This window comes from bacterium (genome assembly GCA_021158245.1).
Lineage (GTDB): Bacteria > Zhuqueibacterota > QNDG01 > QNDG01 > QNDG01 > QNDG01.
In genome coordinates, this window is sequence record JAGGVB010000160.1 from 1 (window position 1) to 13,303 (window position 13,303).

12 protein-coding genes are annotated in these 13,303 nt (G+C 35.8%); 1 reads left to right on the forward strand and 11 read right to left on the reverse strand.

What is annotated here, in order from left to right; genetic code table 11:
* The 5 genes from J7K93_08450 to uvrB form a co-directional block, all read right to left on the reverse strand.
* On the reverse strand, window positions 1–1,803 hold a 1,803-nt coding region (locus tag J7K93_08450), incomplete at its 3' end, for a PKD domain-containing protein (GenBank protein MCD6117031.1).
* A 53-nt stretch (window positions 1,804–1,856) separates the two neighbouring features.
* Window positions 1,857–3,134 carry a glycosyltransferase gene (locus J7K93_08455; protein ID MCD6117032.1) on the reverse strand — a complete coding sequence of 426 codons (1,278 nt, stop codon included), beginning with the start codon at window positions 3,132–3,134 and terminating at the stop codon, window positions 1,857–1,859.
* On the reverse strand, window positions 3,134–4,591 hold the full coding sequence (locus tag J7K93_08460) for an oligosaccharide flippase family protein (GenBank protein MCD6117033.1): 1,458 nt from the start codon (window positions 4,589–4,591) through the stop codon (window positions 3,134–3,136). The genes J7K93_08455 and J7K93_08460 overlap by 1 nt, the downstream gene beginning before the upstream one ends.
* A gap of 17 nt (window positions 4,592–4,608) precedes the next feature.
* A complete protein-coding gene (gene purD / locus J7K93_08465) occupies window positions 4,609–5,877 on the reverse strand; it encodes a phosphoribosylamine--glycine ligase (GenBank protein MCD6117034.1) in 1,269 nt (422 codons plus the stop codon).
* Window positions 5,874–7,898, reverse strand: a complete 2,025-nt coding sequence (uvrB, locus tag J7K93_08470; GenBank protein ID MCD6117035.1) for an excinuclease ABC subunit UvrB — start codon at window positions 7,896–7,898, stop codon at window positions 5,874–5,876. The genes purD and uvrB overlap by 4 nt, the downstream gene beginning before the upstream one ends.
* Window positions 7,899–8,251: 353 nt before the next feature.
* On the opposite strand from uvrB, the gene J7K93_08475 reads away from it, so the two are divergent.
* Entirely contained in the window at window positions 8,252–8,608 is a 357-nt protein-coding gene (locus tag J7K93_08475; protein MCD6117036.1) for a hypothetical protein, read from the forward strand.
* 266 nt (window positions 8,609–8,874) lie between these two features.
* Here the strand turns inward: J7K93_08475 and J7K93_08480 are convergent, their stop codons facing one another.
* The 6 genes from J7K93_08480 to J7K93_08505 all read right to left on the reverse strand — a co-directional run bounded on the left by J7K93_08480 (window position 8,875) and on the right by J7K93_08505 (window position 13,107).
* A complete protein-coding gene (locus tag J7K93_08480) occupies window positions 8,875–9,126 on the reverse strand; it encodes an integrase core domain-containing protein (protein ID MCD6117037.1) in 252 nt (83 codons plus the stop codon).
* A gap of 272 nt (window positions 9,127–9,398) precedes the next feature.
* The gene (locus tag J7K93_08485) at window positions 9,399–10,220 is read right to left on the reverse strand and encodes a methyltransferase domain-containing protein (GenBank protein MCD6117038.1); all 822 of its coding nucleotides are present in this window, start codon (window positions 10,218–10,220) and stop codon (window positions 9,399–9,401) included.
* Window positions 10,221–10,827: 607 nt separating this feature from the next.
* Window positions 10,828–11,133, reverse strand: coding sequence for a HigA family addiction module antidote protein (locus tag J7K93_08490; GenBank protein MCD6117039.1), 306 nt, complete (start codon window positions 11,131–11,133; stop codon window positions 10,828–10,830).
* Between the two features lie 13 nt (window positions 11,134–11,146).
* Complete coding sequence (locus J7K93_08495) at window positions 11,147–11,428, reverse strand: type II toxin-antitoxin system RelE/ParE family toxin (GenBank protein ID MCD6117040.1); 282 nt, start codon at window positions 11,426–11,428, stop codon at window positions 11,147–11,149.
* Window positions 11,429–11,688: 260 nt separating this feature from the next.
* Window positions 11,689–12,333 carry a hypothetical protein gene (locus J7K93_08500; protein MCD6117041.1) on the reverse strand — a complete coding sequence of 215 codons (645 nt, stop codon included), beginning with the start codon at window positions 12,331–12,333 and terminating at the stop codon, window positions 11,689–11,691.
* 156 nt (window positions 12,334–12,489) lie between these two features.
* Window positions 12,490–13,107, reverse strand: a complete 618-nt coding sequence (locus J7K93_08505; protein ID MCD6117042.1) for a plasmid pRiA4b ORF-3 family protein — start codon at window positions 13,105–13,107, stop codon at window positions 12,490–12,492.
* Window positions 13,108–13,303: the final 196 nt, after the last annotated feature.

The window sequence follows — 13,303 nt, forward strand, 5'->3', positions numbered from 1 at the left end:
AAAAAACACTTCTAATGGTTTCAGGCCGCTGACAGGGTCGGCAGTAAAATCAGCAGCAGGTGGAGGTGTAATTACGGTTATGAAAGACTGCCTTTCAGCTGTACTGGAACCACTTTCACTTGACACACACAGACTTACGGAATAAGTTCCGGGATTTTGATAAATGTGCACGGGATTCTGCTCTGAACTTGTTGCGTCATCACCAAAGTTCCATAGCCATTGTTTTATTGTTCCGCCTGATATATCCGTAAATTGTACATGCAGCGGAGCATAGCCGGAACGTGGTTCTGCTGTAAACCCGGCATCAGGAGGGCTGATTCTTATACGAAAATATTGTGCATCATGTCCCCCCTTGCCATCGTCAACTTTTATGCCTATTAGTGAAACAGGATCAGAATTACTCCTCACATTCCATTCAATATCTCCTGTATTTCTGTTTATTTTCATACTATCAGGAGCAAAAATAAGAGAATACGTTAAATTGTCTCCATCAGCATCCGAAGCTCTGCACGAATATATCCATTTTTGCCCGGCAACAGCAATAGTATCAGGATTCGTATTAATTACAGGGTCATTATTTTTCCAATTAAACTGTGAAGCTTCGGGATTTGTCAAACCGGTAATATCGACAGAGCCGCTTAACCCTTTGTATAAATTTGAAAGAATCCAGATAGTCTTCCCGTCACTGGCAACCTGAGAGATTCCCCATGTCCACAAATCTATGGGCCTGGTAGTTCTTGTTTTACTCCATTTGCCATGCTGGTTTATCAAAAAATACGGGCCTGTTCTTCTGCTGTTCAGATAAAGGATTGTACTATCGGAATATGCTTCAACTCTTGGAAAAGGAGCACTTGTATCTGTATAAAAAAGTGTACGGTCGCTTCCATATTTTAAATCCCATTTCAACCCCGGTTCCTTGGCAGCAGCGCAAAAAAGTTCACATTTTTTAGGTGACGGTGAATCAACGCCAGGAGTTCTATGAGGCCATGCCAGATATATAGAACCATTTGCTGCTATCATATACGGACCATGCTCTACACGCTTTTCTGCATCTGTAAGTTGAGGCAACGGATTTGTGCTGGACGGATGAATTTTACCTACATACGTCCAATCTTTATAATATGGAACCATATATGCAAAAACAACATTGTATTTTTTATCTTTGCCGTCCCAGAACCTATATGCGAAATAAAGCATGCCATTACTTCCAAGGCTCAATGTGCCATGCATACCAGGCCCCATATTTCGAACAGGCTGCCATACTCCTTTGAGTCTGCTTATAAAAAACATTTCATGATCTTCGGCATCTTCATAAATAATAAATACATCTCCGTCTTTGACAATAATATCAGGATAAATAGTGTTATGCCATCCCGAAACAATTTTTTTCGGTTCATTCCAGTTACCCGGTTTACCGGTCATATAGTAAAGGCTTCCATATTTATCTGCAAAAGCTATGTGAGTAGTATCATATTTATCAATAAAAATTCCAACACACCTTTTTGAATTAGGTATATTATAAAAATTATACTCAACTGCATTGATATAAATGTTACCAAGGTCGATAATTTCCGGCTCTGTCCATTCACCTTCATCATTCCTGACAGTATATTTAAGTTTTCCCGATTTTACCCATGCAACATGGACTTTCCCATCAAAATTACTAACACCAACTGTACCGCTGTATCCTTGCATATCAAATGTATGCCTCGGTATGATAACAATATCATCTACATTAATAGAACCGAAAACAGTTACAGCACTTGATAAAAATAATATAATTAATCTTACAAATCTTTGCATACTTCCCTTTTCCTTTTTAGTCTTATTAAACAACCAATCGCTTCTTTTTCCTGTCATATAGTATTTAGCATTTCTGCCAATTTCTGTACTTGTTTAATACGGAAAAAAGTACTTACCTTTTTTTTATCTTTTATAGAAATATCTCCGTATTTTTTCCACTTTGAATAAAGATATAAAATCTCTTTTGCTGCATTACCCGCATTACCATTTCTTATAATCGTTGCATTTCCATAGTCTGAAAGTATATCCGCAGCATCACAATAAGGCATTACTGCAAAAACATGCTTTCCTGCACCGATATATTCGTATAATTTTCCGGTGACCATGCCTTTCCCAAGATCTTTTGATATCAATAAAAGCGCAATATCTGCACCAGATAACATATTAATACTTTCATTATGATTAACATAGCCGTATATTTTAACAATTCCAGTTAATCCGAATTCATTAATCATTGAAACCAGATCAACATCAATAACAGAACCAACAAATTTTATACAAATATTCTCCCTCAATTTTTTGTTCTGTTTGCACGCAATAGAAACACCTTGTAAAAATACTTCCGGATTTGTGTATTTCGTTACAGAACCTGTATACACAATAGTAAATTTATCTTCAACTACAGGTTTTGCTTTTTTAAAATCGTCCGGATCAAACCCGTTCCTGATTACTGTGACATTTTCATCGTTAACCTGAATCATCTCTTTATGATTCACTGCTATTCTATCTGATACAGTAATAATCCTGTCTGCTTTTTTCAGAACTATTCTATATACAAATCTGTTAATTCTACTGTGCAAGGCTGTAGGAGACCTTTTTTCTATCTCAAAAGCCCAGTCATCGCGCAGATCCGCAACCCACCCTATTTTCAGTATCTTTTTAATCAAGTATCCCGCAATATGTGTCGAATTTGGAGGTGAAGTTGTTATAACAGCACTTATTTGTCTGTTTTCAGCAATAATTTTTACAGCAGCTCCTATAACAAATGGAATCCATAAAATCCTTATATCAGGAATAAACCAGTAATTGAGAAATTTCCTGAACAATCTGCCGCCGCTCTCAGAATTTCTTTTAAAATAATCACTCTTTTTATTCCGTTTAAACCACTTTGCAGTTCTCAAAGGATCAAGAGATTCTGTCCTGTATATCTTTACTCCTTCAACTTCCTTTAAGAGAGAGTAATCTCTTGCATAGTAAACAATATCTTTTACTGTAAGTACCTTGCATTTCCATCCAAATTCAGGAAGGTATTTTGCCCATTTAGCAGGCCTTTGTACACCGCCCATTCCGAGAGGCGGAAAATAGTATGAAATTAACAGCACTTCTTTCATCAGGGAACAGATCTCCTGAAAAATGAAATAAAGGCAGCCTTTTCTCCTTTATTAAAAAAACCTGACAGAAAAAGCAGAAAAGGAAATACAATTATTATAAGCATGCCCATTCCATCTTTTACAAACAATATTTTTCCCCCGAAAAATGAAATCACAGCAGCGGCTATTATCTTTATAATTCTATAACTCTCATACGGAATAGGATAAAGCTTTTTATTAACAAAATATATTACAACTGCCATAACAAAATATGCAATAAGTGTTGCTACTGCTGCTCCCATAATATTCCACCTTGGTACAAGAATATAATTCATTAAAATTCCTGCAAAAGCTCCTGCCGATGTTATCAAAATAAGATATTTTGTTTTCTTCTTAAGATAAATACCAATAATGGAATTTATGTATATCCCGTAAAAAACATACGACAGAAGAATAACCGGAACAATTCCCATACCTGTACTGAATCCCCTGCCGAAAAGCCGCATACTGCCTATGTGAAATGAAACAATTTCATTTAATGAAAGCGATATAAGAAGAAAGAAAAGCCCTGTAACTGCTATAAAATAGGTAAAAACCCTTGCAAAAATTTCAGGTGCATTTTCTTCATCTTTTGCTGTTTTCAGAAAAAACGGATGCCATGCAAACCTGAATGCAGCTACTAACAGAGCCATAAACATACCCAATTTACAATTAGCGCTGAATATTCCTGCTGCACTTTTTCCGGCCATGCGGTCGAGAAAAAACCTGCCAATCTGATCCATAACGAGCACTGCAATTCCTGACGGTATATAAGGCAAACCAAAAGACAAAAGTTGTTTTAAAACATGGAAATCAAAACGATTTTCAATGAACTTTACAATTATCGGCAAAAGCACTAATAGTGTCATAAAAGACGCTATAACGTTACTTATAAATATACCCCTTACACCTTGCTTTAAATAAACAATAAGCAGAATGTTCAATCCCACATTAAGCAGAATATTAAATAACTTAACCATTACAAATGCTTTGGATTTTTCCTCACCCCTTAATACAAGATATGGTACCAAACATAGAGTATCGGCAAAAAGAATGCCTGCTGCAAGCCTTATTAATAAGATAAAGTCAGGGCTGTCAAATATAATTTTTGAAAAAGGAACAGGGAAAAGAAGCATAAATCCGGAAAAAAGCACTCCTGAAAAAACAAGTGTAATAAATGCAGTGCTGAAAATTAACCGTTTGTTTTCTCTGTTTTCAGAAAGCACAAAATACCTTAGAAAAGCGATATCCATTCCGTAACTAAAAAATACGGTAAGTATTGCAATAGAAGAAAAAAGAAGTGCCGCAGCACCATATTCTTTGGGAACAATATAGTTTGTATGGATTGGAAGCAGCAGAAAACCTATCGCACGGCTTAAAATATGTCCTATACCGTAAACAGCCGAATGTTTTGTCAGTCTCTTGATACTTGAAAGCATATAAAGTCCGGAACTCCTTAATGATTTCTCAATGCTCTATGTGCAATATCTTTTCTGTAATACGCACCGTCAAATGTAATTCTGCCTACATATTTATAAGCTTTTTTAACTGCTGCTTCAATACTGTTATCAACTGCAGTGACACTTATTACTCTGCCTCCTGAAGTTAAAAGGTCTTTTCCTTTTAAAGTTGTTCCTGCATGAAAAACCATTACATCCTGCGTGTCAATATCATACCCGTATATCAATTTACCTTTTTCGTATGTGCCCGGATATCCCCCTGATGCTATTACAACATTTACAGCAGATTTATTCTTTAACTTTAGATTATAACTGTCAAGATTCCCGTTAACAGAAGCAAGCAGGAGTTCCGTAATATCGCTTTCAATTAACGGGATAACAGCCTGTGTTTCAGGGTCGCCGAATCTGCAGTTATACTCCAGAACTTTAGGGCCTTCTGATGTTATCATAAGTCCCGCATAAATAACACCCTTATACGGCCTGTTTCTTGCTTCCATAGCCCACAATGTGGGATATAGAATTTTCTCCTTTACTACATCAAGTAATTTATCTGAAATTACAGGAGCAGGAGCATAAGCACCCATCCCTCCTGTATTAGGCCCCTTATCTCCTTCAAAGATTGCTTTATGATCCTGTGCAGGAGGAAGAATTACTATTTTTTCACCATCTGTAACTGCAAGCACAGATACTTCCTGTCCTGTAAGGAATTCCTCAATAATTAAACGGGAACCTGCCGCACCGAATTTTTTCTGCCGCATTATTGATCTAATACCTTCAAATGCCTCTCCTCTCGAAGAACAGATGATTACACCTTTTCCTGCAGCAAGGCCGTCTGCTTTTAAAACAAAAGGAGCTTCATGTTCGTTAATATATTTTTCAGCTTTATCAGCATCCATAAATACTTCAGATTCAGCACATGGTATATTATATGTTTGCATTAAATCTTTTGCGAATACTTTGCTGCTCTCTATTTCCGCAGCTTTTTGATCCGGGCCGAATACAGGTAATTTCCTTTCCCTGAATACATCAACAATTCCAAGAGAAAGAGGGATTTCAGGACCAACAACAGTTAGATCAATTCTTTTCCTTTTCGCAAAGTTTGCCAGCCCTTTTATATCTGTAACTGATATATCCACGCATTCTGCAACAGATTTAATTCCGCCGTTTCCAGGTGCACAGTATACTTTTTCCACATTTTTACTTTGCAGAATTTTCCATATTAAAGCATGTTCTCTGCCTCCGCTTCCAACAACCAGTACTTTCATTTTGGGCTCCTGTTATAACCGTATGTTGAAGTAATTCTTTTATTATCGTTAATTTCATCTATTTTATCTCTCAATTGAGCAGCTCTCTCAAAATTAAGAGCATCTGCAGCTTTCATCATCTCACGCTCCAGCACATCAAGCATTTCTTCTATCTCTGCTTTATCAAGTAATGAAAACCTCGGCTTTGAATCTGAATAATTGTAATCCGATCTTACATCTGCTACTGTGGTTGCAGACATAATTTCATCGACACTTTTGTATATTGTTCTCGGTGTTATATTATGTCTAATATTGTATTCTCTCTGGATTTTTCTTCTTCTTCCCGTTTCATCTTTTACTTTTCTAATAGCGTCAGTAATCTTGTCTGCATAAAATATCACTGTTCCTTCCACATTTCTGGCAGCCCTTCCGGCTGTCTGCATAAGCGAACGTTCTGAACGCAGAAATCCCATTTTATCCGCATCCAGAATAGCAACAAGAGACACTTCGGGAAGGTCAAGGCCTTCTCTTAACAAATTTATGCCTACAAGCACATCAAACTCAGCCAAACGCAAATCACGCAAAATTTCTATTCTGTCAAGTGCATCTATCTCGGAATGCAGATATCTTACCTTGATCCCCATTCCTTTTAAATATTCCGTAAGATCTTCTGACATCCGCTTTGTCAATGTTGTGACAAGCACTCGTTCATTCCTGCCGACTCTTTCTCTGATTCTCGCAATAAGGTCATCAACCTGATTAATAACCGGCCTTATTTCAATTCTGGGATCCATTAAACCTGTAGGCCTTATTATCTGCTCAACAACAACTCCATTGCTTTTTTCAAGTTCATAATCAGAGGGTGTTGCAGATACAAAAATAAGCTGATTTACAATATTTTCAAACTCATCGAACTTTAGAGGACGGTTATCAAGAGCAGACGGAAGCCTGAATCCATGTTCTACAAGCATTGTTTTTCTTGCCCTGTCGCCGTTGTACATCGCTCTAATCTGTGGAATTGTTGCATGCGACTCATCAATGACCATTAAAAAATCCTCGGGGAAATAGTCTATCAGGCATGAAGGCCTCTCTCCCGATTTCCTGCCTGCAAGATGCCTTGAGTAATTTTCAATTCCACTGCAGTATCCTACTTCCTGCATCATTTCAATATCATAATTGGTTCTTGATTCGAGTCGCTGTGCTTCAAGTAGTTTTCCATGTGAACGCAGGAATTTCAGTCTCTCTTCAAGTTCATTTCTTATATTTTTTATCGCTGTTTCAAGCTGAGGGCGAGTAGTTACAAAATGTTTTGCCGGATAGACAGCAACCTTATCCAGTATCTGCTGTATTTTACCGGTAAGCGGGTCAATTTTTGAAATTTTTTCAATATCGTCACCCCACATCTCTATTCTCACTGCATGTTCTTCATATGCAGGAAAAACTTCAATAACATCTCCCCTAACTCTGAAACACCCTCTATGAAAATCTATATCATTTCGAACGTAATGAATATTGATCAGCTCGTTAAATATATCATAACGATTAATTTTCATGCCTTTCTCGAAGAATACAAGAAGTTCTTTAAAATCCTTAGGCGAACCAAGTCCGTATATACATGAAACAGATGCAACGATTATTACATCATTGCGTGAAAGAAGAGAACTTGTCGCTTTAAGCCGCAACCTGTCTATCTCTTCATTAATTGACGTATCTTTTTCAATGTAAGTATCAGTTGCAGGAAGATACGCTTCAGGCTGGTAATAATCATAATAACTTATGAAATATTCAACCGCATTATCAGGAAAAAAACTTTTAAATTCAGCATATAACTGTGCAGCAAGAGTTTTATTGTGAGAAATAATCAGAGTGGGTTTCCCAATATTTTGAATAACATTCGCAATTGTAAATGTTTTACCTGAACCGGTAACTCCAAGAAGAGTCTGAAAAATATCGCCTCTGTCAAGTCCCTCAGATAGTTCCCTGATTGCTTCAGGCTGATCACCGAATGGTTCAAAATTAGAATTTAGTCTAAACTCAGTCACTACTTCCTCTTAAATTGACACAACAAATATATACCTTATTTTTATAAATGTCAAGACTGTAGCATGTGAGTATAACAAAGGCAGATAAATCAATATGTTTTAACTTCTAATTATAAAAACAAGTAAAAAACCTGTTGACTTTTAATTAATAATATTTTAAATTTTTGATGCCGCATATTTAACCTGCCTTATGGGGAGAGGCGGGCATAATCGTTTTATCAGACAATATTTTATTTGGGATTAAATAGCAGGATTTTTTTATGCTATATTTGCTGATTGATTTCATAGCGGAATGCTATTTAATTTTTTTCTTTAACTGTGTTTGAAACCTGACTAAAAAAGGAGATGTCAGAATGAAAAAGTTTTTCTTAATTGCTGCAATAGTGATTATCGTTATAATCCTTATTGGTGTTGTTTATGTGTATATAAACAAAGATAAAATAATCAACTATGCAGTTGATTCTGCAGTAACTTCCATGGAAACGAAGATCTGCAGCAGTTTACCTGCATCAATGTCTCAGGATAGTGTTAAAGCTTTATTTGATGAGACACTTGTAAAGATTAAAGACGGAACAATTGATAAACAGAAACTTCAGGGAATTATCCTCTCTTTCCGTGAAATCTCCAAAGATAATCATCTTGACTCTCTTGAAGTATCAAAAATCATTCAGGAAGTAAAGGACCTTTCAAAGATTGAACCACAGCAGTAGCTTTTAATAAAACTATTGTTTCTAATTTTCTGCAGATTTCACTGATTAAGCAAAATTATTTAAATTCTAAAAGAGCTTATCCCTTCATTTTGATAAGCTCTTTTTTAATTCATGTATTGTCTTGGAGTAAAATGTATGTACTTGCAACAAAAAAATGTACAGAAAGTTAAGTTTAAGCAGCATTTTTCATTTCCATAAATTGTACGGGTGACTTGTTCCCAAGATATGAATGTTTTCTTATCCGGCTATAGAAAGTTTCGATCTACTTAATATACTGACTGACGAGCTTCCTGCCGGGTTTTATAGTTGGCACGATAAACAAGTTCTTTTTTTAGTGTAGCAAAGAAACTTTCAGCAACAGCATTGTCCCAGCAATTACCTTTTGCGGACATACTCTGTATCACTTTGTAACTTAATAACTGTTCTTTGAAATTATTACGTTTTTTTGCCCGTTTACTGACAGGCAAATTAAGCCATGTATAATAACCGCCCCTGCTGACTTGAAGGATACGGCACATTTTCTCCACTGGGAATTCATGTTGATAATTTTTGATAAACCGGTACTTTAACAGGACGATTTTGAAAAAATGGCCACGGCTTTTTTAAGATGTCACACTCCAGCTTTATGTCTGCCAACTGCTTTCAGCTTTGACGCCTTTTGATTAGAAACAATAGTAAAAGACTGAGTTCAAGTTATAAAATAACGTTTGTGATAAATTTCTTATATTCTCGCACCAAGATACTTTTTCCTTTTTGCATCGGGGACTTTTCAGGGGAAATATGTGTTAGGCTATTTTTCATATTTAATAGCTTGTATAAATACATCACTTGTTGTCAACTCGTACTTTGAAATATGCTGGAACTTCGGAGCGAGGTCTCTTAGGGCTAACTTTGTCTGCGATTTTGTTTTAATAATTGTTTTTATTTCAAATCCTACTTTACGAAGAAAACCAATATGAGTAGAACATGATTCTCTATTTAATAGATATGGCCTTCTCCCTCTTATGAGCTTCCATATAATCTCTGAATAGCACCAATGCCCATTCCAGTCTTTTGCTAATCCGTGAGACTTAAAATCAATAGTATGTGATATGTATCCAAGTGGCTTTAACCATTCATACATTTTTTCATAACAATTTTCTAATCCATCAACATGCTCTAGTACAGCCTGAGAACAAATCACATCTATCGATTCCTTTTTTAGAACATTTACATCATACCAAGGTACTTTATATTGTATAAAAAAATCTAATGATTCAGGATTACTAATTGCATCTCGAATTTTTCTTATTCGACTCTCTTTAAGAGACTGTTTTAATCGCTCATTATTTAATATATCAGAAGGAAAGTCGTAGTTATCTAAGTAAGGCTTGACCTTTGGAAACTCACTTTCTCCTGGTATATTTGCTCTATTTTTAAAAAGCGATATCAATTCTTCAAATATCTTTAGATTTGATTCTACACTTGAATGCTTAATAATATCAAATGCATAATATCTTCTGGCACCAGACAACAAAGCCGCCAACCCTACGCCTAAAGAATCACCAGGGCCTAATTCAGCAACTATTTGAGGATTTGTATTTAAGCCGCTATTCTTGATGCCCTTAGCCATACAGAATAACAGTAACGAGCAGAGTTAGTACCGCCAGTGCCTTTTGAACGCCAATCATGCAACCCAGGCAAAAAAGTTATAACACCACGAATTAACGACTTAATTGGCATCTGCTCAAGTTGTTTTAATAGCATACTTTTTAACCTCTTTTTTATAATTTTGATAGCCTCATCAATATTGACAGTCTAACGGTTTATATCTTAAATAAACCGAAATTTACTTAAAAACTGCCCTTCCATCTGCAAAATGATAACATCCATATTTTCATTTATATTTATTGAAAGGAGAATAGTATGAAATTACATTATTCCGAGATAAAAGGCAACTTATTTTATTCAAATTAATTACATCCGTGCATGGGAATCATTTTCTTTTCAAAGTTTTTTCCCATTAAGCTCCGGCAGGGAAGATTAAACAACCGGCACAGCACATCCGCAATGACTTTGAAACCGCATCAGGCAAAATATCCGGATTGCATGAAAGGGTACATGTTTTCTGTTCTTAAAAGGGTAAAGTTGTGAACAATAGATTCAGGGTCATCTATTATTTTTATCTTGCTTTTCAGCAAGGAGTCTGCTGCTCAAAAGTGTTATAAACCATATTGAAATTAAACAGCTTTTGAGTATACTTTGACTTCAGATTCTAATCTTTTTCCTAATTTATCAGTTTGAATTTCTAAATCATAATGAGCCTGGAGGTTAATCCAAAATTGTGGTGAAATTCCGAAATAACGGCCCAATCTTAAAGCAGTATCAGCGCTGATTGACCTTTTGCAATGAATTATTTCATTAATGCGTATAGGGGGAACATTTATATCTTTAGAAATACGATATTGTGATATTCCTAATGGATCAAGAAATTCTTCTTTTAGTATTTCCCCAGGGTGTATGGGTGGTATTTTTTTTGTATTCATATTGTCATGTCTCCTAATGATAATCAATGATCTCAACATCAAAAGCATCACCAGATTTCCATTTAAAACAAATTCGCCATTTTAAATTTATACGGATACTATACTGGCCTTTTCGATTATCCTTTAATGTTTCCAGATGATTTGATGGTGGGAAACGCAGCGTTTTAATATCTGGAGAAGCATCAATAATCCATAATTTCTTCATGGCATTTCTTTGTATTTCATTTGGTAATTTCCGGGAAAATTTACGATTAAATATTTTTTCTGTTTCTTTACATTTAAAAGTTTTAATCATATCCTATAATAACAAATTGCGTTAATAATGTCAAGCGTTATTATGATCCTTTTTTGATTTGATTTTGAATGATAACATGAAAATCACTGGTGAAAACAACCGATAACCCAACGGAACACCGGAAGAGAATGAACCTGAAAGACAGAACCACACCCAATTGAAATGGGTATCCTAAATGCCCCGTAACATGCGTTGGTCAAACTGAAAAGTGAAAATTGAAGGCAGCGTTTTCATCCAGTGCATTTTTTGGTTCTGCGTTATTATAAATAGTAAAAATCAGACTCAACCTTTTCAAAACTACCTATTACCTGTTCATCTACTTTACGTTTGCTATATACTTTTTGAATTAAAGGCAATTTATCTTTTGCTCCTAAATCTTTTAAATACCAGATATAAAATGCGTTCAATGAGGGGTGGTTATCCAAATAATCTTCCAACGCTTTTGATAATACTTCAATACAGAGGTGTTTTGATTTGTAATCATTCATACCGATATGTTGTATACAATTGGCACATATTGCTTTCGACATATAACTGTGTGACATATCCGATATATATCTGCTCAAATTGGGGATAGCTACTTTACCAAGCATGCCAAAGACTTCCGGCAAATCTTCATGGGCCCAGTCGTCATTTTCTAATTTTTCGAATAAGGAAATTAAAGGATCAATCGCCTGAATTGCTCGTAATTGCCCTAAGGCTCGCCATGCATGAAGAGGTGCCCAAACATAGGTGCTATGTGAACCAGCAAAATTTAATTTTTCATCAGTAGCCATTTTGATTAATTCAGGTATGTCTTTGGAAGTTATACCATAATCTGAGTAATCTAACCATTTAGATGATCTTCTAACATCACCTATTGAAAGCAATTCTTTTGCTGGTGAATTATACCTATTATGTGACAAAATAAATCTCCTTTTCATTTACCGCCTAACCCATATTTTCAGGGGTTGCAAACACAATAAGGCTATTGAAAAAGGTGAGTTATCAAGGCTTTCGATAAAATTTAAAACCGCCAAGTGTTTGCAGTCCCCTGCAAAATGTTGTTATGGCTTATCTTTTTACTTTTGTGCAAATGCAATTTTCCACCGCTTCTTAGGATTTTCAAAACAAACTTTGCTTGGGATGAAGTTATCAGGTTCGTAGGGCCAATAATTTTTTGCATGACCTTTGAGCCATTCAACATTTTCTTGATACTCACTATTTTTTGGGTCTTTCAGAATTTCAATGAGGCGGTAATAACCATCAACGCTCCCACAGTCCTCGGGAGGACAAGCGCGTTCGCCATCGATACATTTGGGGTATTTTGTACCTTTCGTTTTAAGAAGAATCCCTTCAAATAAAATTTCATGTGACCAGCCGTCACCAAAGTCATATTCGTATTGGATAATTTGTCCTACGTCAGTAAAATGTTCGACAATTGGAACCTCCCAACCAGGAATTACTTTCTCACCGCCCCAATCATCAACAGGTATTCCGACTTCAATAGATTTTCTTTTATGTTTTGGCCGAAATCGAAAGGCATGCAAATGGTAATCCAGCCATCCCATCGAGTCTTGAATTGCAACATGCAAATCCCAGAAGCTATATTTGATTGGCACTTGTATTCTTCTCCAAATAGGAGGTGTTATCTCATGTAGAGTTATTTTGAATTGATAGACCACATTATTATTATTCATATCTATCCTCATTGAGTGCCATAACGAATTGTTTGCGTTTCATATCGCTATTTTTTTCAATTTGTGTTTTTGGGGTACATCCTCCATTGCCATCGTTAGATAAGCATCCTTGATATTCTCTTCCAGTTCTTCAAGGGTTTCACCTTGCGTCATTATTTCAGGATGCTCAAGAAATTTACCAAGCCAGAACTTTTCA